A 20,789-nucleotide genomic window follows, 5' to 3' on the forward strand; every position below is an offset into this window, starting at 1 on the left:
GATGTTAACATGAAACCAATCATTTCTTTTGAACAATTCAGCTTTCAATATGAACATGCTGCGCAGCCTACTGTAAAAAACATTACATTTCATATATACCCTGGAGAAAAAGTACTAATTGCTGGACGAAGTGGTTCAGGGAAGTCAACGTTAGCTCATTGTATAAATGGGCTAATCCCGTTTTCTTATGAAGGGATTAGTACTGGTAATATTTTAATTGCCGGAAAAGACCCGAGGAAAGAGAGTGTTTTTGAACAGAGTAAACAGGTAGGAACAATTTTGCAAGATCAAGATGCTCAATTTATTGGTCTTACAGTAGAAGAGGATGTAGCTTTTTATTTAGAAAATGAATGTGTGGTTCAAGATGATATGAAAAAGATTGTTTCGGACTCATTAAAAAAAGTAAAGATGCATGATTTTCATAAACAAAGTCCACATGAATTATCGGGAGGGCAAAAACAAACTGTTTCTTTAGCAGGTTTGTTAACAACAAATGCTGATATATTATTGTTCGATGAACCGTTAGCAAATTTAGATTCAGCAAGTAGTTTACATACGATAGAACTTATTAAAGGTATACATAAACAATATAATAAAACAATTGTAATTATTGAACATCGAATAGAAGAAATGTTAAACCTGGATTTAGATAAAATCATTTTAATGGATGAAGGAGAAATTGTTGCAATAGGGACACCAGAAGAAATTTTAGCGTCAAATATTTTACCATCTATCGGCTTAAGAGAGCCTATGTACATAGAAGTATTAAAGAAATTACAGTTTGATAGCAATCAGGACGTAATATACTACCCACTTCAAAATCTTCAAAGGGAAAGTGTTCGTAGCATAATAAATGAGTGGATGGAGAAGCAAGTTTCTTGTAAAGGTACTCTTACAAAAAAAGAATTATTGAAAGTAGAGAATTTGTCATTCTCCTATCCTAATAAACAAAAAGTATTGGACAATGTAAATTTCTCCATATATGAAGGCGAAATTGTAGCACTTTTGGGCCATAATGGAGCCGGTAAATCAACATTAGCTCATAGTCTTATAGGCATAAACAAAACAAAAAATGATAGGATTGTATTTGATGAAGTAAATATCAATTCTTGGTCTATTCGTAAACGTGGAGAGATTATATCTTATGTGATGCAAAATCCAAATCATATGATTACACAACCTACTGTTATAGAAGAGGTTTCATTTTCATTAAAATTAAAAAAGGTTTCAAAGGAAGAAATTAAGCTTAGAGCAGAAGAAACATTAAAACTTTGTGGTTTGTATCCACTTCGAAATTGGCCAATTCAGGCATTAAGTTATGGACAAAAGAAGAGAGTAACGATTGCATCTGTACTAATAGCAAATCCGAAACTTATCATATTAGATGAACCGACAGCGGGACAAGATTATTATCATTATAAACAGTTTATGTCGTTTATTAGAAAACTAGCTGTAAAGGGAATATCTTTTATTTTTATTACACATGATATGAATCTCGCTTTAGAATATGCAGACAGAGCGATTGTTCTAGATGAAGGGGAAATTATTGCGAATAATTCCGCGCCCATTGTATTAGGGGATACAGAAACGCTACAAAGGGCGAACCTAAGGGAAAGTTCTTTATTCAAACTAGTTAAATTTAGTGGAATTTCATATTCTGAAAGGTTTATGGAACATTATTTTGAGGATATTAGGAGGGAGGAAGGTGTATAGTACATATTTTCATCGCATGGATGGAGCAGTGAAATTGTTGTTATTTATTTTTTGTATGACACTTACTTTTTTGTTTTTCGATTTTCGTATATTGCTATTTATATTTATAATTGGATGTATCGGACTATTTATTGCTAAAATTCCATTTCGTAAAATTTGCATTGTTTTTACTGTTATATTTACATTTAGTTTATTAAATTCTGTCATGATTTTATTTATTACACCAACTCATGGATCTGAATTAACCGAATCATATACTTCGTTTTTACATATCGGATATGCAACAATTACATATGAAACATTATTTTATGCAGCTACACTTTCATTAAAATATTTTACGTTATTACCATTTACACTTATTTTTATATATACGACTGATCCAAGCAAATTTGTGAGTAGCTTAAGTAAATTTCGAATTCATTATAAGATTACATATGCAATAAATATTGCATTACGTTACATACCTGATATTCAGTCCGAATATAAAGTTATTAAACATGCGCAAGAGGCGAGAGGAGTAGCTTTTGAAAAAGGAGAAGCAAGTTTATGGATTCGTATGAAAAACCGTGTCTTAATTTTTTGGCCTTTAATTATTCATTCACTAGATAGAATCGATACAGTTTCAAATGCAATGGATTTAAGAGGATTTGGAAAGAAGAATACACGAACTTGGTTTTATACAAATAAAGCGAAAAGCGGGGATTTCATTGCTTTATTTGTAGGTGTTTTTATTTTAATTGTTGCAGTGTATTTAAAGTTACATGTATTTCAAAACTTTTGGTATCCATTTTAAAGCGCTCTTAAATGAGTGCTTTTACTTATTTTTATGTGGACATGCTCAAAAAAGGGATATTTACATAATGTATAATACGAACCAGTTAAAATGATCAACTACCTATTAGTTTTCAAACCAAAAGGAGGAGAAAATATGAGTTACGGTGGTTCTTGTGGTTTTGGTGGAGGTTTCGCGTTATTAGTTGTGTTATTTATTTTATTAATTATCGTTGGATGCAGCTGCTGGGGCGGAGGGTACTAATTTCTAATTAGTCTCCACAAATGTAAACTTAAAAAACATAGAAGATACTTATGTATCGAAACAAATAAAAAAGGAGCAATTATGCTCCTTTTTTATTTGTTTTCAGATGAGTTCATATTACATTTCGGCAATGTAATTGTCAAAGTTGTACCTTTATTAATAACGCTTCGGATTTTCAAACTACCTTGCATCGTTTCAATGATCTTAACAGCAACCATTGTACCTAAACCTGTACCTTTTGTTTTTGTACTAAAATATGGTTCACCAAATCGATTTACTTGCTCTTGTGACATACCAATTCCGCTATCCTCAATTAGAATAATAACTTTATTATTACTAATAGATGAGGAGATATGTAAAGTACCACCATTAGGCATTGCTTCAATCCCATTTTTTATTAAGTTTAAAAAACATTGTTGAAAGTGCTGTTTATTGCCTACAATTGTTGCCGTGGAAAAATCTTTTGTAATATGTATTGTATTCATATTACATAATGGTAAGATCATATTAATAACTCGGTTCAATTCTTGTTCTACTGAAATATGATCTGATTTTTCTGAAGCAGGTTTGGCAAACGTTAAATAATCATCAATAATTCCTTGTGCACGATGTAATTCTTCAAGTATATGTTCAATATACTCGTCTCTTGATTCTGGAGTTAAATTAGGTGTTTTTAAAAGTTGAGTAAATCCTTTTACGACAGTTAAGGGATTTCTTACTTCGTGCGATATACTAGCAGCAAGTTGGCTGACAATCTCCATTTTTTCCATTTTAATGATCTTCGATCGCATACATACTGCATCTTTTAAAACTTCATTAAAATAAATGACAAACAACATCAAAATGGTTGGTAATATTATGAAATAAATAATGTATAAATTATTCACTTCAAAATCTGATAAAGTTAATACAATTACAGTTGTAAATATTGCTAGAAAAAATGTTAAAAACATTCCATAAGCTACTTTAATTTTTCTATTATACTTATTAAATTTTGCGGATGCGAATGCTGTAACGATAAACATTGTGCCATAAACTATTATTGTTAACATACTAAATCCATAAAATGAAAATCTTGTAATTAATAAAATAGCAAACAAAATGATACCAACAGGGAAGCCACCATAAAGTGTGCCTATTATAACTGGTATTTGTCTTAAATCATGAATACAATTTTCATCCATATAGATTGGATAGCGCATACATAAAATAAGAGGGATACTCGTACAAAGGATAATAAGTAGTTTTTTATATTTCTTTAAATAGCGTCCGCTATCATATATAAAATAAAAAATAAATATACTACTTAAAATGTAAAGAAGATTATTTAATACGTTTTGATTAATATAAACAAAGTTCATAATATTTTCCTCGTTATTTTGAATTTCCATTTTATATGTATTATACATGATAACATGTATTAAGCTGAACGAACCTTGATAATAAAGGTTTTGTTTGGATTTTTATTGCAAATTGCAAACATTAGCTAACCAAAGATACTTTTACCAAAATTTTTTACTGCTTCTTCTTGCATATTCGGTAAAACATGAGAATAAATTCTAAGCGTTAATGAAATATCTGTATGACCTAATCTCTCACTGATAATTTTAGGATTAACTCCTTGTTTCAATAATAAAGTTGCGTGTGTATGTCTTAAATCATGAATTTTAAATTTTTTCACTGCTGCATTTTTTATTTCTTTATAAAATTTTAACCTGAAAGTATTTCTGTATAAAACCTCACCAGATTTATTACAATTAATTAAATTAAAATCTTGATAAGCAGAACCCATTCGTAATTTCTCTTTATTAATTTGAATTCGATGTTTTTTTGCTGCTTCTATTGTTTCTACAGGAACAGGGATTGTACGGTTTGATGCACTTGTTTTCGCGGTGTTTTTAATTTTATCATCACCACCAACAGTTTGATTGATGGTAACTGTATGATTTTCAAAATCAACATCCTGCCAACGTAAACCTAAAACTTCTCCAAGACGCATCCCTGTAGTAATTACTAATAAGTAAGCAATGTGATATCGTGAGTCTTGTGAATGTAATAGAAATCTTTTTACTTCTTCCTCCGTCCAAGTCTGGATGGGGCTTTTTTCTTTTTTTGGGTAACTCAACAAATTGAGCGGGATTTCTAGAAATAATATTTTGTTTTACTGCTAGATTCAAAGCTGTTTTTAGTACTCGATGCAATTGGATTAAGGAATTATTTGAAATACCAGTATCTAATGCTGATTTATAGCATTTTTGAATGTCCATAACATTTAATTTATGAAGTGCAATCATTCCTATACTCGGTATAACATGATGGGTTACATTGTTATAATAAGAAACGTAGCTATTTCTTTCTAAACTCATCCTTTTAATTTCTAACCACTGAACCAGATAGTCTTTTAAAGTAAGCTTAGACGGCTCCACAAAAATCCCTTCATTTAACTCCGTAATCTTTTTCGCCACATCTTTTTCGGCTTCTTTTTTTGTCTTATAACCAGAAAACCACTTCTGTCTTCTTTTTCCTGCCTCTGGATCAGGATCGATATCAATAATGATACAGTAATTATTTCCTCTTTTTCGAATATGTCCTTTCACTTAATACACTCCTTCATTTTGTTTTGAATCATGTTGTATAAGTCTAGTTGTAATTTTGCTGCTATGAAAATTACATGTTTGGACATATCAGCGATAGATACATTTTACCATATATGAACAAATTCAGTTATAGGGTATGATTGTCAGATAATACTAATTTCATCTTTACAATATACAGAAAATTCGGTAATATAATCGATGGAATTATAAAGCGATTCAAGGGGGAGGAAGAAAGATGAAAAAGTTATTAGCAGTATTTTTCGCACTAGCATTAGCATTTACGGCTATTGGTTCTACACCAGCTATGGCAGCGGGGAATTCTGATGCAAGAATTGTAACTTATGTCGGAGTACTACAGAACTATATTTATGGTAAAAAGCCACTATTCAATAGTCCAAGTGATCCAACAGTAGTAGGGTATGTAGCTAATCAATATGTAACAATAAAGCAACCATGGTTTATTGTTAATACATCTTTAGGGGAAAAATGGATGGGATTCAATCAATGGGAAGTTTCACTATGGCGTGATTTTGATGCAGGTGTGGGACGTTTATATGTAGACGGAAAAGTGGCAATACGTAATGATCCAGGCTCTCAACCAGTAGGTTATGTTGCTAATCAAAACGTTACAGTAAAACAAGCTTGGTATTTAATTAATACATCTTTAGGACAAAAATGGATAGGTTATAATTTGTAAAAAAGCGCTCATTATGAGTGCTTTTTTATTTGTATATATTGAGATTTCAGCAGGATTTTCAGGAGGCAACACGTTCGCATTTTATAAACCGAATCTAACTGGTACGGAAGGAATAGCTGCATATAACCATTTCAATGCGAACGATGTTCCAATTTATATTCAAATCAATTTCAAAGGTAAATACAAGGAGCCTTTATACATGGAAGTACTTGAAGATGGTGACTGTTCACTTGAAACACATATCGACGGGGAAGATCATGATGAAATTGATCAGTTAATTAAATATAACCTCATCGACCATGCATTAGACACAAGAAACGAAGAATTGTTCCATAAGTTAATTGCAAATTAAGGGGAAGGTGGAAGGATGGCGGTCCTTTACAAATTCAAACTCACAACCATTTTCGAACACTGGCCAAATGAAGAATTTGTAGTAGCAGAAACCGAAGGAAAAGCAAGATTCCTATATTGGCAAAAGTTCAGAACAAAGTTTCTAACAATGCCGATGGTTGAATTTATGAAGTTTGTAAAGTGTGAGAACGAGGGTGTATTTGATATCAAGCGCATGTACAGCGCGGAGAAAGCTTTTAAGAAAATGCAGAATTTCCGCAACCTCCATTTTGCTTATATGGGTATGCGAGTAAACGTAGCTGGCATGTGGGGTACGATCGTTGGAAACTGGAAAACTAATTTGTTTGTTTTGTTCGATGGGGAAATTGAGAGGCATAACTGCCATCCTCATTGGGAAATTGCTTACTATGATGATGAGGGCAATGTGGTTCGAAACTACCAGAAGGGAGAGTATGCGGTATAAGTAAAAAAGGACGAGCAGTCGTACCTGCCGTCCTTTATAGGAGAAAAATTATTCTGGATTAGAACTACGAATAACCAGAAAACGCGCTTTAAAACAGTGTTGTCAAAGATGTAATAATCTATGCAACAAAAAAGCTTAGTCGGAATTCAAAACACCAAATGGCTTACATTGGTAACAGGCTCAAAAGTAGTATATGTAAAATAAAAAATTCCATACAAAAAGCAGACAACATTTTCGTTTGTCTGCCAGTTAGTCGAATGAGTTAGCTAATTGTGATATATTGCATTCCCATTACGAGAAGAGTGAAGCTGCTAGTTCAAACAGCTTGTTGGTATTATTTTCGATATTTTTAAAAATATACAGTAAGAATTAGAAAAGTTATGAACCAATCTGCCTCTTACTGTAAAGAGAAGGAAGTACCAGCCGTGGATTAAGCGGCTTGAAAATAGTATGTATTGATTTTTGAAAAATATTCAAGGGGTGAAGAAACATGGAATATTTAATAAATGGTGTTTATGAAATTACATTATTGATCAGTGAAGCGAAAGGGAGAAGAGAATAATGAATATCGTAAAATTACGTGGATTACAAAGGATACTTGATAATCGAATTATTAAACAACACGGTTTAGAAGGTCAAAACTTAGTTAGTAATTTAATTTTGGCGCTACAGGTTGAAATCGCTGAATTAGCGAACGAGACACGTTGTTTTAAACATTGGAGTAATCATATGAGGTTCAAGATGCTATGCAAGCTTTAACAACTGTTAAAATGACAGCGAACTTCAAATTACAATCTGATGGCTTAACGTATTTTGTTTCTGAGCCAACGTCAGATACACAACTTAATGCGATGAAAAGATACCTTGACCGTAAATTAATAATTACGGTTTCATCATGTTAATAAGAGCGTCACCATCTATTAACTCAATATTTTTATTCGCAGCGTATTGCCTTGCGTTCTTATTAAATTTACTAAGTGTAACAAAGTATCCTCCAACTGCATCACCATCAATAATAGCGCTATGTAACTTTTGAATGTACGGTCTTCCAATAGATTCCTTTGTATATCTTTTCACTTCAACAAAATTCACTTCATCGTCTTTCCAAAGGATAATGTCTTTTCCGCCATCATTTGAGCCAGGTGTAACTTGTGCTCGATACCCAAGAGAATTAAATAAGTCAGCGATTAAGTATTCAAATTTTCGTGGATCCATTTGCTCTAGATATTCACGATTAGCCTGCTCTCTCAATTGGTTTATACGAATCTCCTCTTCTGAGACTTGTGGTGCTTTAAGGATTATTCCTAATGCAAAAACGATGACTAATGAAAGGATAGCCCAAATCATAGAATTCACCTCAGTATGAGTATGTCCTAAATGAGATTAATTAAAATTCTTGTAGTCACTAATTTTGTTTTATGCTAAAATCCATTGGGTATTTATTATTAATAATTATTTTGGAGGATTTATGAGCAATCAGAACGACAACAAGACAAGCAGTGTTAAAGCAGTCCCAGTAATAATTTTGGGATTATTCTTACCAATCTTTCTTCCGGCTTTATTAATGTTGGGGCTAGGGAAATGGATGCCGAATGAAATTCAATATTCAGGAATAATGTCATTATTCATTTTATCTATTGAAATGTTTATAATAGCGGCTCTTTTTACGAAGATTTTAAGTTTGGTTGGCTTGTCTGAAAAGAAGTTAGATGAGTTAGGCTTTTTAGGGTTTACAATATCAATGGTTACTTCATTTTTAGCAATATACGTAGGGTATTTTTGGATGACCAAAAGTGGTTTATCATCAGTTGAATTAACGTCGAAAGGTATCTTAGTTATTGCTATTGTTGCAACTATTATTTTAGCAATTTTATTAAAAGTTTTAGAAAGAATGGAAAAAAATGAAGTGAAACAGTGAAAAAGACGGTGTATACCGTCTTTTTTTATTTTATATCTTCTTCGATCCAAATTTCTTCTAATTTCATTTCCAGTGCACGAGCAATACGATATGCAACAGGCAAGGTTGGAAGTCCCCCTTTTATTAAATTCGTCATTGCCGAATTACTTATATTCGCTTTCTTTGCGATATATCCATATTTGATGCCTTTTTCATCAAGAATTTGTTTTAATTGACTTCGCATAATTTCCACATCCATTTTAAATTTTTGCTTGTCCATTTAAATATTTTGAGAATGGACAGGCAAAATCCTTCTTTCTAGGTCATATACCTATATCAAAACCACGAGGAATACCGAGTGAAATCAAGGACATCAAGAGGGGAGAGGGCGCGTATGCGTTGGCAATATTCACATTTGAACGAAACGCCTTACCTGTATCCATCAAAAGAATTAAGAGGTATGTATAGGGATTCAAATGGCAAAAAAGAAACAAATGCAATTGTGGACCACATGGCAAGACAGGAGGTTTTTGATAATCGTGAGTACAAGGCTATTACCGTTTATCAAACGATATTATAGATGATTTATATGAAGATGAGGATGAAGTGCTTGAGTGGGGAGATGTCATTAATGAGTATCAGCCGGTTATGACAGCGAAGGGATTACAACTCATTCAAAAAGAGGGATTTAAATGACAATCGTAGGAGAAGCATAACGGGAAAATGTCAGTTATTCATTTCTTTACAGTAACCAAATACAGAGAAAAGAAACTCGAAGAGTTGGCAGCTAAATATGATGTTTTTGTGAAGGTTTATGTAATAGAAGATATATATAAAGTAATAACATGTTTTAAAACGAACTGGTTAACACTTGAGGTAAGAGTTCTATTGCATTTGTAAAAGCAAATTAAGCCTATGTGTATGTGAAGAAAAAACAAAAACCGCCCTTGATGAGACGGCTTTTTAACTAATAAACCTATTAAAAAAATTTAGGATTTGAATTTTCAATGTTTCTAAAGGGTGCGGTGCATTAGCACCATATTCTTTTGTTTTTGGGGTGAGTAATTTCTTAGATTAGTGAAGAAAAGAACGTTGTTCTTTCTTTTTATGTAAAATATTCTAACTTGGCATTAGGAAAGAACTGTTTCATATAGGAATACAGATAATTTTTTATATCCTCTTCTTCTTCTTTTTGATAAATGTATTTTCCGATGCCATATTTCCCCCATTTATATCTTCTTTTCTCTTCATCTAATTCTAATTTTGTCATCGGGTAGTTTTTTTCAATCACCCTCTTAGCTGGCTTTGTAAAACGATGTTGAATAAATTCAAATGTAATATCATCCCGAGCATCAAGAGGTAATTCAGCATTTAGGCGTTCAAACATATGATAGTATCCACCCTGCCAGCCTTCATGAAGGTAAATAGGGGCTACAATGAAACCAAGAGGATAGCCTGCTCTAGCTACTTTTCCTGCTGCTTCAATTCGTTTGGCTAAGGGAGAAGTTCCTGGTTCAAAGTTTTTAATTACATAATCAGCGTTTACACTAAAGCGAAATCTTGTCTTTCCATTATGTTTAGCATCAAGTAAATGATCTACATGGTGGAATTTCGTAACAAACCTCAATTTACCATATTCCGATTCTCCAAAATGCTCGATGGCCCGTTTAAGAGTATGCGTTAAATAATCGATTCCTACAATATCTGAAGTACACGACGCTTCAAATCTTGTTAATTCAGGTGCACGCTCCTCCATATATTTGTCAGCAGCATCTAAAATTTCTTCAACATTTACATACGTTCGTATATATGGCTTACTTCCCATCGTTGTTTGTAAATAACAATAATGACAATGTCCCATACATCCTGTTGCAAAAGGAATTGCATACTCCGCTGAAGGTTTGGAAGTATCAAATTTCAGCGTTTTTCTAACACCAACAACAAGTGTAGATTTTGCTACTCGATACTTTTGAAAATCGTTATCGCCTGGTAAATCTCTTACTTGATTATGGGAAGTAGTATGTCGAATTTCAACATCCATCTTTGAAAACTTCTCAAACAGCTCTTTCCCCAAAGGATAATCTAAAGCTTTAGGTTCAAAATATACAAGCTTAGGCATAAATGGTTTATTCATTCCAACATCCCCTCTGAAATATCACCATAATAGTAAGTGTACGCTTGGTTTGCCTCATCTTCGGTAGCATATACAGCCATTTCATTTGTTAGTGGATAATACGTTTCATAAAGAAATAATGCTAATTCATTAGGTCTTTCAGGGTTATTTACAACTGCCGCAGCTTGTATATTAGCTACGTCTTGAGTATGGGGATTTCGGTAAAAAATATAGACAATGTCACCAGCATGATATGTTTTACTTTCAGAAGAAAATTCCATTCTATCACCTTTTCATTTTGTATAATTCAATGTACAAATTTTTACTTTCTAATTTTCCTGTAGTGTAACCATTTAATTTCATTAATAAGATTACGTCATACAAACACAATTAATAATTGCACTACCAAAAAGGCAAGCATATATCAATGCTTGCCTTTCGTTCTAACGACGATGTTCAACAAGATCAATTACACCTAAAACCACGTGAGCTAAACCAAAACCAAATACTGTATTTGCAATCATTTTATTAGTTCCACGAGTTTGTTTAAGAGCATAACCTGCTGCTGTCACTGCTGTACCTAGAGCTGTTGGAATTAATCCTTCACGAATGTCCACAGTGATGCCTCCTTGTATCGTAGTTAGTAATAAATTTGTTTCAATCCTTTGAAGTAAAGCGTTGAAACAAGTATTAGTATTTTTCTTTTTAGTAAAATTATGTGGAGTTTTTATGAATAAGTATTTCGGATTCATTACAGCAATAGAGAGTGAAGAAAATATAACCTGTTTTCTATTACCAATTATGAGTAATCAAAACTGTTTAGGCCCATACTAATCTGTGTTTAATACATGATAGATATGAAGTTGAATATAAAATGGAACATAAAGGTAAAAATTCAATAGAAGATGCATTACTTCAGTACAAATATGGTTTGGGAGTATTTGCTGAGAAGATGCCGAAACCTACTGAACAATTTAATTCATTTACGGAAGAGTGCTTTAAAGATGGTGCGCTATCAAAAAAGCAAAAACAATTGATTGCATTAGGTATTAGTCTTTATTCACAGGATGAGTATTGTATTATTTATCATACAAAGGGATGTTTTGATCAAGGAGCTTCTGAACAAGAAATACTAGAAAGCATTGGTGTAACGGCAGCATTTGGCTGTGGCCCTACTATGAGTCAAGCAGTCACACTTGTTCAAAAATGTATAGAAGAACTAAAGAATATGAATTAATTAGAATAGAATTGATTGCATGAAAGTTTAGCTTTTTTATTTCTAAAATGTTTTTTTATTAATTGGCAAACATGAAAAAACTTGAGCATTTTTGGTTATGCTCAAGTTTTTATAAGATATTAATTCATACTAAAAATCGTCCAGGATAAGTATGTAGCAAATGCAGACCATAAAAAATATGGGATGAATAAGTAAGTTGATATCTTAGATAATTTCAAAGAAAAGACAATTAGTAACAATGTGGTAATTGTGATTAAAAAACAATCTATTGTTGCTAAAAATAAATTCTTTTGGCTAAATTGAAAATAACTGAACGCTTGATTGCAGATATAATTTAAAAGAAATAGGAACCAATATAGTTTTTGATGAAGCCCATACCTGTTATAAATAATTGTAATTGATAATGCAATAAGCCCATATAAAAAAAACCAAACAATTCCGATTATCATACCAGAAGGAGTCCAAGGTGGTTTTTGCAGGGCATCATACCAAACACGATCGATAGGGAATAAAATACTGGAAAGATAAAATAAACCATATGTGAGTAAGAATATCATGATACTAGATTTTTTCATAAACATTCTCCTTATTATATAGAAGATTACAGAACTCTATACAATAGTATGTCCTTCCAACAAATACAATTATTATATTCAATATGTACATAGGTATTTTTGTTGAAATTATTTAGCATTAGGATCTACAGAGAAAAGAGGCTGGAGGATATAATTGCAAAGGATGTTGTATTTAAAAGGTTTAGTAATAGAAGAAATAAAAAAGTGCTAACAAGTTTGCAAACGAACTTGCTAACACCTATACAAAATAGACTTAACCAAGTAGACAGTACTAATATGCAATATTCATGAAAGCATCTATGTTATACATGATTATAGTAGAAACTTTATGTTTTTAATAATATTGGTTATATATTTTCAGCATTTGCCACGTTTATCCACTCTTCATAAAATACTTTAACTGATTCATATCGTTCAGCTCGGCTTTCATTTACAGCACGATACGCTATTTCATATAAATCCCTACTTGCTTCCCATTTTGTAAAGGAACGATCTTTTCCACCTCCTAAAATTTCGAAAGCCATCGCCCCCATATTAAATACATTTGTTCTTGCATCAATCATAGCGTTTAGCTCAAATTCTTCAGGAGACATAAAACGCGAGGAACCCCATAATCTTCCCATTTTATTCACGTATGGTTTTTTAGAATATAAATCAATATCACAAATCTTCGTCTTATTTGTATGAAAATTATATAAAATACTACCGTCATAAAAATCTATTGCTACATAGTTTTCCTTTTCGACATATGTATGGAAAGAAAACATAGAATTTAAGGATTGAATTCGCTCCAAAACAGATAAATGCTTATATTTATAATAAGGAGAGTTTGGATTTTTATATTTCTCAGGAGGCGGGAAACTCCAATGTGAATGAAGACATTCGCCATCAAACCAATCAAAAATTAAGACATATCCAGATTGAACGGGAAAATGTTCAATTAATTGTATAAGTGATTCATGCTTTAATTCTTCATATAAGGAAACTGAATTTTTTAATCTATCAATTGCATCGCCGGTCTTTCCGTTATATGCAATTGTATGTGCCCCTGCATATTTAATAAATTTCTTATGCCCATCTTTTACTACACCAAAAGATAGATTTCCTGAATCTTGCTGGTCAAAAACCGCAAATACGGTTCCTAATTTCATAAGCCAATCAAAATTATGATATTTTTTTAATTGGAATGTTACTTGATTTAATTGAATTTCAACTGGAATATCTTTCATAATATACCTCACATTTATTATAATTAAGTTGTATATTTCAGTATTCGACATATTTTGTAAAAATCCTATGTTAATTACATTAAATTTTACAAATATAATAATAAATACTTATAAAAGGGTGAACAATATGGAACAACAAATCGTTATTAAACCATATCAAAAAGATTGGTATGAAGAGTATTTAATAGAAAAGGAGAAATTTATTTCATTATTTGGAGGAGAATGTATTGCTATTGAACACATAGGGAGCACATCTGTACAAGGATTAGGAGCGAAACCTCTAATTGATATGATGATTGGCGTAACGGATTTACAAATTACTGAAAAGAGGATTGAAGATTTATTAAAAATTGGATATGAGTATGTTCCAAAAGAAACACCTAATCGACGTTTTTTTAGAAAAGGAAAATGGAGAGCTGGTACCCATCATTTGCATGTTTATATTTATAATAGTGACGAATGGAAAAACAATCTTTTATTTCGAGACTTTCTAATAAAACATGAATGGGCACGTAAAGAATATAGAGAATTAAAAGAGAAACTTGCAGCTACATATCCTTTTGATCGTGTTTCATATACAAAGGAAAAGGCACCGTTTATTCAAAGAATTTTAGAATTGGCCAAAACTCAAAAAAACTAAAATTACAGATTCTTATCTAAAAAATTTTAAAAACCCCTTCCTACGTTATTTATAGGGAGGAATTTTTTCTTTTGTCATAACGATATACATTATTTCTAATTATTGGAGACGGATTATTTTATTTATTTCGATATTTCTAGTACATTGAAAATATTAAGGGGGAATTAAACAATGAAAGCTATTGTACATCAATATAAAAAAGGGATAGAAGGATTAGAATATAAATTTTCATCTGAAACAAATCCTAATGCTGGTGAAGTAAAAGTAAAGTTAAAAGCTGCAGGATTAAATCATAGGGATTTATTTATTATAAACAATAGAAAAGAAATGGAGCTGCCGTTAGTAATAGGGTCAGATGGTTCAGGAATTGTTATAGAAATCGGAGAAGGTGTTTCAAATAATTTATTAAATAGCGAGGTTATTATAAATCCTAGCATTGGATGGGATAATATTGCTGAAATACCTGAGTTACCAGAGGTGTTAGGTGGACCGAAAGATGGTACGTTTGCTGAATATGTGATTGTACCAGCTGAAAATGTAGTGGCAAAACCGTCATATCTTACTTGGGATGAGGCTGGAGTTTTATCTTTATCGGCATTAACAGCATATAGAGCGCTTTTTACAAAAGGTAGATTGAAGTGTGGAGAACATGTTTTAATTCCGGGAATAGGCGGCGGTGTAGCGACATTTTCCATGTTATTTGCGAAAGCAATTGGTGCAAAAGTGATTGTTACTTCAAGGGTAGCGACTAAAAGACAGCTTGCTGAAAAATATGGCGCAGACATTTCTTTTAATAGTTCTGGAAATTGGGAAGAGAGTTTACGCGGAGAGAAAGTAGATTTAATAATTGATAGTATAGGTCCAGCAACATTTTTACAATATTTTGATGTATTAAAACCAAATGGGAGAATTGTTAATTTTGGTGCTAGCTCAGGAGATAAAATTGAATTACCTTTACGAGCATTATTTTATAATCAAATCGATATTATGGGGACATCTATGGGTAGCCGTGAGGAATTTAATGAAATGATTAAGTTTATAGAGAAATATAAAATTAAACCAATTATTGATAAAGTTTATTCGTTAGAAGAAGCCATTCAAGCGTTAAGCCGTATGGAACAGGGCGAACAGTTCGGTAATATCGCTCTACGTATGGAATAAAAATATGATTTAATAACCTATGTTTTTATATGAATATGTTATGTAATATATACACTTATAGTTTGTGAATCATTTGATTTAAAAGGTTTTTCCACCCTATATATTTTTAATACATGTAAATAGTTACATAATTGTCAAATGAAAAATAGTAAAATGAATAAATTGAAAATCTAAATGTGTGTAAATATTGTATACTGTGTAAATCAAGTAAACTTGTAACTTAATTTCAAGTAAAACAAGAAATTGTAAGGAGAGAGTAATGTGAATTACACAGTATTTCAATGGATAAACAATTTAGCAGGTACATCTGCGCTCTTAGATAAGGCAATGATTGCTATTACAAATAGCGCTGCATATGTGGCTATTCTATTCATGTTTATCTTATGGTTTCATAACGGAAAGAAAGAGAATGCGATAAGAAAACAATATACAGTGTTGTATACGACACTTTCAGTAATAATTGCATTACTAGTAAATGTTTTTATTCATGTAGTATATTATCATCCACGTCCTTTTGTATCATATGAAGTGAATCAATTAGTACCTCATGCAGAAAACTCATCATTTGTTAGTGATCATTCTGTACTTGTATTATCGATTGCATTCACTTTTATGCTTAGAGGAGAAAAGTTAAGATATATTGCATTTTTATGGGCGGTTTTAGTTTGTATATCTCGTTTGTATGTAGGTGTTCATTTTCCTTTAGATGTAATGGGTGCAGCTGTAATAACGATTATAACAAGCAGTTTATTATTGCAGAAAAAACGTATATTTGAACCAATCGCAAAACTTGTTTTCAAAATGTATGCACTCGTAGCGAAACGAATTCCTTTTCTAAAGAAATATAACCATGTAGCTTAAATTTCATAATTAATCTTATAGATTAGGCAAAAAATCCTCCTTTGGAAATCCAGAGGAGGATTTTTTGTTGTATACAAGTGAATAGATTACTTCCAACAAAATTAAAAGAATGAATATTCTTAAATTTCACGTACTGTATTTTAAGTATGTAAATAAAATTACAATAACAACAACTAGTTTTGCATTGTTTTAAAGGAATTAAAAAGAAAACTTCGAAACATATAGTATCGAAAACAAAAATCACATATTTTAAAGCGCATCTTTGTATGTATCAATTAATAGAGAAAGGAGATAAACATGCATAAACTTCAAACGAATAAAGGCGCGCGGTATTTTATGGTTGCTTTTATTGTTTTGTTTCTTATTATGCTTTTGCGTTTTTTCTATATTCAGGCAGTAGGAGTCCTGCATAATGTGGATGTAAAGGATCTAGCAAATGAACAACATAATAAAAATGGTGTATTGGAAGCAAATCGTGGCACGATTTATGATCAAACTGGAAAAGTGCTAGTCCAAGATTCCACAACGTATCGTGTTGTTGTGAATTTAAAAGGAAAAGAAAACGTGAAAAATAAAGATGAAACCGCAGAACAATTAGCTGCCGCGCTTGAAATTGATAAAGAGGACGTACTAAAAAATTTTCACGAGGGACGTACGCAAGTTGAAATTGGAAAAGTTGGTCGGAATTTATCTAGAGAAGTGAAGGAAAAAATAAAACAATTAAAAATCCCTGGTGTATCCTTTATGTCAGAGAAAGCCAGAGTATATCCAAATGAAGATTTTGCATCCTATATACTTGGTTTTGCTAGACCAGATGATAAAGGAAATACAGAAGGAAAATTTGGACTTGAAAAAAGTCTAGATAAATATTTGCGCTCTACAAATGGGAAAATAGAATATGTGGGCACGCAAGGGGGGATTCCGCTTACGAATGATATAGGAAAAGTAGAAGCCGCTAAAAATGGAAATAACGTATACCTTACGCTTGATAAACAAATTAATGGTTTTTTAGAAGAAGCAATGAACAAGGCACAAGAACACTATGATCCTTCTATGTTAGTAGGAATCATAGCGGATCCAAAGACAGGCAAAGTTTTAGCGATGTCTAGTAAACCTAGTTTTAACCCCAATAAAGGTGATATCGAGTACTTTTTAAATGATCCAATCGCAAATGCATACGAACCCGGTTCAACAATGAAAATATTTACGTTAGCTGCTGCAATAAATGAAGGGGTATATAACGGGAAAGAATATTTCCAATCTGGAAAATATTCAGTTGGTTCATCTGATATAAAAGATCATAACGGTGGGTTTGGATGGGGATCTATTACATTTGATGAAGGCTTCGAAAGATCATCCAACGTAGCTTTTTCTATTTTAGAAGATCAGTTATTGAAACCGGATAAATTTAAGCAATATATGAATAAATTTGGATTCAACCAAAAAACCGGAATAGATTTACCTGGCGAAAGTAAAAACACATTATTATTAAATACACAAATTCAACAAGTCACAACTTCTTTCGGACAAGGTTCTACAGTAACTCCCATCCAATTAATCCAAGCAGCTACTGCTATAGCAAATGACGGAAAAATGATGCAACCATATATCGTTGACAAAGTTGTAAATCCAACAAACAAACAAGTTATTATGGAAAATCAACCGAAAGAAATTGGGAATCCGATAAAAAAAGAGACAGCGGACAAAGTAAGAGACTTAATGGAGCGTGTTATTACGTCTTCAAAAGGTACTGGTACAATGTATAAAGTGGATGATTATCCAATAGGAGGTAAGACCGGAACAGCGCAAATTCCGAATCCTGAAAATGGACGATATATGGAAGGGAAAGAAAATTATATTTTTTCATTTTTAGGTATGGCTCCGATTGATGACCCAGAGTTAATTGTATACTTAGCTATTAAACAACCAAAGTTAAAGGGAGACGAGTATGGAGCTCAGCCGCTTGCTGAAATATTTAAACCAGTTGTGAAAAATAGCCTTGAATATTTAAAGGTGAAACCATATACAGAAAAACAAATGGTAGATGCAACGAAACGATCCCAATTAAAAGTACAAAACTATGTCAATCAATCAATGGATACAGTAGAGAATAGTGTAAAAAAAGAGAAGCTTCAACCGATAATTTTAGGCGAAGGAAAAATAATAAAACAATATCCGCAATCTGGTGAAGTAATGAGTGAAGGGGATCGTATATTTTTATTAGGGAAGAACGCAATAATGCCAAATTTACAAGGTTGGTCAATGCGTGATGTTATGTATTTCTCTAAATTATTAAAATTAGATTTAAAAACTACAGGTACGGGCTATGTAACGAGTCAGAGCATTGAAAAGGGAGAAGATATACAAGAAGGCGATGCATTAATCCTAGAATTGGAACCACCGTTACAACCGTTAGCAGGGGCGAATACAAACTGATTCGGACAAAGTGAAGGGTCTATATACAATAGGCTCTTTTTTTTATAGATTTAAGTAATTTCACGCACCGTAATTTTTTTAAAAAATAATAAATGAGAGAATCAACAGTGACACTTCGTAAATATCTGATTATTTTATATTTACAGTTAACGTAACTTGTGATATTATGGAAAAAATTAAATGTAGTGAAGAGAAGAGTAAATAAAATGAATTTTTCACAGAGAGCTCTATTTAGCTGAAAAGGAGCAAAAATTCTTTATTGAACCAAGCCTCTGAGCAGCACATCGGAACCTTTTATTAGGGGATAGTGTGACGGGAGCTCCCGTTATAGGGCTATGGTATAAGCATGTAATAGAATGCAGTACCTGATAAGGTTAATATGGCGACGTATTAACAAACTAGGGTGGCACCGCGATGATAAATCTCGTCCCTAAGACTAAAAGTCTTGGGGGTGGGATTTTTTTATTGTTTTAAAACAATTTGGAAAGCGGGGGCCTAAAATGAAAAACACACTTAAAGATTGGAAATATCCTTTATTACTACTGTCTGGAGTTGGTATTGCGAATTTAGGGGCATGGATTTACTTAATAGCACTAAATGTACTTGTCTATAATATGGGGGGATCAGCCTTAGCTGTTGCTACTTTATATGTAATTAAACCATTAGCCGCTTTATTTACAAACGCTTGGTCAGGAAGTATGATTGATCGTTTAAATAAACGGAAGTTAATGATTCATCTCGATATATATCGTGCGGTATTTATCGCTATTTTACCTCTACTTCCATCACTTTGGTTTGTTTATGTATTCGTATTCTTTATAAGTATGGCCAGTGCGATTTATGAGCCAACTGCTATGACGTATATGACAAAATTAATTCCCGTGGAGCAAAGACAACGTTTTAACTCATTACGTAGTTTAATAGGGTCTGGTGCATTTTTAATTGGTCCAGCGATAGCGGGAGTATTGTTAATAGCAAGTACACCGGAGTTTGCTATATATATAAATGCTATAGCATTTCTCATATCAGGAGTAATTACATTGCTGTTACCTAATCTTGATAAAAAATCCGATATTCATACGTCAAATGACAAGCTATCTCTAGCTGTACTAAAAAAAGATTGGAACATCGTTTTAAATTTTAGTAAAAAATCTTTATATATCGTTTTTGTCTACTTCTTATTTCAAGGAATGATGGTTTTAGTTGCCGCAAATGATTCACTTGAATTATCATTTGCGAAAGAAGTTTTATTGTTAACAGATAGTGAATATGGCTTTTTAGTTAGTATCGCTGGAGCTGGGTTTATTTTAGGAGCCATAACAAATACAATTTTATCAAAAAAATTAACACCATCATTTTTAATTGGAATAGGATCATTATTCATTGCAATCGGTTATTTAATTTATGCTTTTTCAAATGAATTTTTAATAGCGACTATCGGATTCTTTATTTTATCTTTCTCTATGGCATATGCAAATACGGGATTTTATACTTTTTATCAAAATAATATACCTGTCCATATCATGGGACGGATTGGGAGTATATATGGACTTGTGATTGCGGGCATCACCATTTTAATTACGATATTGTTCGGAGTTGCCACTCAATTTATTTCTATACAACTTGTGGTTATTGTAGGCTCATTAGTAATGTTACTTATAACTATCATATTGTGTGTGTTTACTTTATTGCCATCACAGTCTAAGATGTATTCCTCTGAGTCAATCAATTCGAAATAGTTCTCTTGGTTTTGATTTATGGTATTCAATAGGAGGGTTCACCC

General features: G+C 32.2%; 23 protein-coding genes, 4 pseudogenes and 1 other annotated feature. Of the genes and pseudogenes, 17 read left to right on the plus strand and 10 right to left on the minus strand.

The window, feature by feature from the left end; all coding sequences use genetic code 11:
- Positions 1 to 9: 9 nt before the first annotated feature.
- From ILS93_RS00985 to ILS93_RS00995, 3 genes are all read left to right on the plus strand, one after another.
- A complete protein-coding gene (locus ILS93_RS00985; RefSeq protein WP_098101530.1) occupies positions 10 to 1,713 on the plus strand; it encodes an ABC transporter ATP-binding protein in 1,704 nt (567 codons plus the stop codon).
- Positions 1,706 to 2,506: an energy-coupling factor transporter transmembrane component T family protein gene (locus tag ILS93_RS00990; RefSeq protein WP_064475367.1), complete on the plus strand. Its 801-nt coding sequence runs from the start codon at positions 1,706 to 1,708 to the stop codon at positions 2,504 to 2,506. Before ILS93_RS00985 ends, ILS93_RS00990 begins: the two co-directional genes overlap by 8 nt.
- A gap of 135 nt (positions 2,507 to 2,641) precedes the next feature.
- Entirely contained in the window at positions 2,642 to 2,749 is a 108-nt protein-coding gene (locus ILS93_RS00995; protein ID WP_000120182.1) for a YjcZ family sporulation protein, read from the plus strand.
- Between the two features lie 92 nt (positions 2,750 to 2,841).
- Here ILS93_RS00995 and ILS93_RS01000 read toward each other — a convergent pair whose 3' ends face one another.
- The 3 genes from ILS93_RS01000 to ILS93_RS29040 all read right to left on the minus strand — a co-directional run bounded on the left by ILS93_RS01000 (position 2,842) and on the right by ILS93_RS29040 (position 5,346).
- A complete protein-coding gene (locus tag ILS93_RS01000) occupies positions 2,842 to 4,110 on the minus strand; it encodes a sensor histidine kinase (protein WP_064475368.1) in 1,269 nt (422 codons plus the stop codon).
- Between the two features lie 125 nt (positions 4,111 to 4,235).
- Positions 4,236 to 4,778: a site-specific integrase gene (locus tag ILS93_RS29035; RefSeq protein ID WP_374453487.1), complete on the minus strand. Its 543-nt coding sequence runs from the start codon at positions 4,776 to 4,778 to the stop codon at positions 4,236 to 4,238.
- A complete protein-coding gene (locus ILS93_RS29040; protein ID WP_371410186.1) occupies positions 4,705 to 5,346 on the minus strand; it encodes an Arm DNA-binding domain-containing protein in 642 nt (213 codons plus the stop codon). Before ILS93_RS29040 ends, ILS93_RS29035 begins: the two co-directional genes overlap by 74 nt.
- A gap of 235 nt (positions 5,347 to 5,581) precedes the next feature.
- Here ILS93_RS29040 and ILS93_RS01010 point away from each other — a divergent pair, with 235 nt between their 5' ends.
- The 5 genes and pseudogenes from ILS93_RS01010 to ILS93_RS01030 form a co-directional block, all read left to right on the plus strand.
- Positions 5,582 to 6,043, plus strand: coding sequence for a hypothetical protein (locus ILS93_RS01010; protein ID WP_064475369.1), 462 nt, complete (start codon positions 5,582 to 5,584; stop codon positions 6,041 to 6,043).
- Positions 6,044 to 6,056: 13 nt separating this feature from the next.
- Positions 6,057 to 6,395 (plus strand): IDEAL domain-containing protein, encoded by a 339-nt coding sequence (locus ILS93_RS01015; protein WP_222655596.1) that lies wholly within the window; start codon positions 6,057 to 6,059, stop codon positions 6,393 to 6,395.
- Positions 6,396 to 6,410: 15 nt separating this feature from the next.
- Positions 6,411 to 6,857, plus strand: a complete 447-nt coding sequence (locus ILS93_RS01020; protein ID WP_064475370.1) for a hypothetical protein — start codon at positions 6,411 to 6,413, stop codon at positions 6,855 to 6,857.
- Positions 6,858 to 7,418: 561 nt separating this feature from the next.
- A pseudogene (locus tag ILS93_RS01025) lies at positions 7,419 to 7,583 on the plus strand (dUTP diphosphatase); the annotation flags it as partial.
- A 2-nt stretch (positions 7,584 to 7,585) separates the two neighbouring features.
- A pseudogene (locus ILS93_RS01030) lies at positions 7,586 to 7,759 on the plus strand (N-acetylmuramoyl-L-alanine amidase C-terminal domain-containing protein); the annotation flags it as partial.
- On the opposite strand, the gene ILS93_RS01035 reads toward ILS93_RS01030, so the two are convergent.
- Positions 7,740 to 8,204, minus strand: a complete 465-nt coding sequence (locus tag ILS93_RS01035) for a restriction endonuclease (protein ID WP_222659711.1) — start codon at positions 8,202 to 8,204, stop codon at positions 7,740 to 7,742. The pseudogene ILS93_RS01030 and the gene ILS93_RS01035 sit on opposite strands and share 20 nt — an antisense overlap.
- A gap of 121 nt (positions 8,205 to 8,325) precedes the next feature.
- Here ILS93_RS01035 and ILS93_RS01040 point away from each other — a divergent pair, with 121 nt between their 5' ends.
- Positions 8,326 to 8,775, plus strand: a complete 450-nt coding sequence (locus ILS93_RS01040) for a hypothetical protein (RefSeq protein WP_064475373.1) — start codon at positions 8,326 to 8,328, stop codon at positions 8,773 to 8,775.
- A 25-nt stretch (positions 8,776 to 8,800) separates the two neighbouring features.
- On the opposite strand, the gene ILS93_RS01045 is transcribed toward ILS93_RS01040, so the two are convergent.
- Entirely contained in the window at positions 8,801 to 8,998 is a 198-nt protein-coding gene (locus ILS93_RS01045; protein WP_064475970.1) for a helix-turn-helix transcriptional regulator, read from the minus strand.
- Positions 8,999 to 9,148: 150 nt separating this feature from the next.
- Between ILS93_RS01045 and ILS93_RS01050 the strand changes: the two are divergent.
- Positions 9,149 to 9,450, plus strand: a pseudogene (locus tag ILS93_RS01050) (hypothetical protein).
- Between the two features lie 9 nt (positions 9,451 to 9,459).
- Positions 9,460 to 9,585: pseudogene (locus tag ILS93_RS29175) on the plus strand (replication-relaxation family protein); the annotation flags it as partial.
- A 274-nt stretch (positions 9,586 to 9,859) separates the two neighbouring features.
- Here ILS93_RS29175 and splB read toward each other — a convergent pair.
- The 3 genes from splB to ILS93_RS01065 form a co-directional block, all read right to left on the minus strand.
- Positions 9,860 to 10,888, minus strand: coding sequence for a spore photoproduct lyase (splB, locus tag ILS93_RS01055; protein ID WP_088046699.1), 1,029 nt, complete (start codon positions 10,886 to 10,888; stop codon positions 9,860 to 9,862).
- The gene (locus tag ILS93_RS01060; RefSeq protein WP_064475375.1) at positions 10,885 to 11,148 is read right to left on the minus strand and encodes a transcriptional regulator SplA domain-containing protein; all 264 of its coding nucleotides are present in this window, start codon (positions 11,146 to 11,148) and stop codon (positions 10,885 to 10,887) included. Before ILS93_RS01060 ends, splB begins: the two co-directional genes overlap by 4 nt.
- A gap of 162 nt (positions 11,149 to 11,310) precedes the next feature.
- Entirely contained in the window at positions 11,311 to 11,484 is a 174-nt protein-coding gene (locus ILS93_RS01065; protein ID WP_000354585.1) for a hypothetical protein, read from the minus strand.
- A 257-nt stretch (positions 11,485 to 11,741) separates the two neighbouring features.
- Between ILS93_RS01065 and ILS93_RS01070 the strand changes: the two genes are divergently transcribed.
- On the plus strand, positions 11,742 to 12,104 hold the full coding sequence (locus ILS93_RS01070) for a carboxymuconolactone decarboxylase family protein (RefSeq protein ID WP_064475376.1): 363 nt from the start codon (positions 11,742 to 11,744) through the stop codon (positions 12,102 to 12,104).
- A 119-nt stretch (positions 12,105 to 12,223) separates the two neighbouring features.
- Here the strand turns inward: ILS93_RS01070 and ILS93_RS01075 are convergent, their stop codons facing one another.
- Both ILS93_RS01075 and ILS93_RS01080 read right to left on the minus strand, forming a co-directional pair.
- Entirely contained in the window at positions 12,224 to 12,679 is a 456-nt protein-coding gene (locus tag ILS93_RS01075) for a TspO/MBR family protein (RefSeq protein WP_088046698.1), read from the minus strand.
- A gap of 347 nt (positions 12,680 to 13,026) precedes the next feature.
- Positions 13,027 to 13,908 (minus strand): protein kinase domain-containing protein, encoded by an 882-nt coding sequence (locus tag ILS93_RS01080; RefSeq protein WP_064475378.1) that lies wholly within the window; start codon positions 13,906 to 13,908, stop codon positions 13,027 to 13,029.
- A gap of 127 nt (positions 13,909 to 14,035) precedes the next feature.
- Here ILS93_RS01080 and ILS93_RS01085 point away from each other — a divergent pair, with 127 nt between their 5' ends.
- The 5 genes from ILS93_RS01085 to ILS93_RS01105 all read left to right on the plus strand — a co-directional run bounded on the left by ILS93_RS01085 (position 14,036) and on the right by ILS93_RS01105 (position 20,745).
- Entirely contained in the window at positions 14,036 to 14,548 is a 513-nt protein-coding gene (locus tag ILS93_RS01085; protein ID WP_098101539.1) for a GrpB family protein, read from the plus strand.
- 171 nt (positions 14,549 to 14,719) lie between these two features.
- A complete protein-coding gene (locus ILS93_RS01090; RefSeq protein ID WP_098101541.1) occupies positions 14,720 to 15,709 on the plus strand; it encodes a zinc-binding dehydrogenase in 990 nt (329 codons plus the stop codon).
- Between the two features lie 261 nt (positions 15,710 to 15,970).
- On the plus strand, positions 15,971 to 16,570 hold the full coding sequence (locus ILS93_RS01095; RefSeq protein WP_064475381.1) for an undecaprenyl-diphosphatase: 600 nt from the start codon (positions 15,971 to 15,973) through the stop codon (positions 16,568 to 16,570).
- 297 nt (positions 16,571 to 16,867) lie between these two features.
- Positions 16,868 to 19,006, plus strand: a complete 2,139-nt coding sequence (locus ILS93_RS01100; RefSeq protein WP_222659714.1) for a penicillin-binding protein — start codon at positions 16,868 to 16,870, stop codon at positions 19,004 to 19,006.
- A gap of 176 nt (positions 19,007 to 19,182) precedes the next feature.
- Positions 19,183 to 19,441, plus strand: a binding site (T-box leader).
- A gap of 65 nt (positions 19,442 to 19,506) precedes the next feature.
- Positions 19,507 to 20,745: an MFS transporter gene (locus ILS93_RS01105; RefSeq protein ID WP_064475383.1), complete on the plus strand. Its 1,239-nt coding sequence runs from the start codon at positions 19,507 to 19,509 to the stop codon at positions 20,743 to 20,745.
- Positions 20,746 to 20,789 lie beyond the last annotated feature (44 nt).

Origin of the sequence: Bacillus sp. 16GRE42 (genome assembly GCF_019837435.1) — a bacterium.
Classification (GTDB): Bacteria; Bacillota; Bacilli; order Bacillales; family Bacillaceae_G; genus Bacillus_A; species Bacillus_A wiedmannii.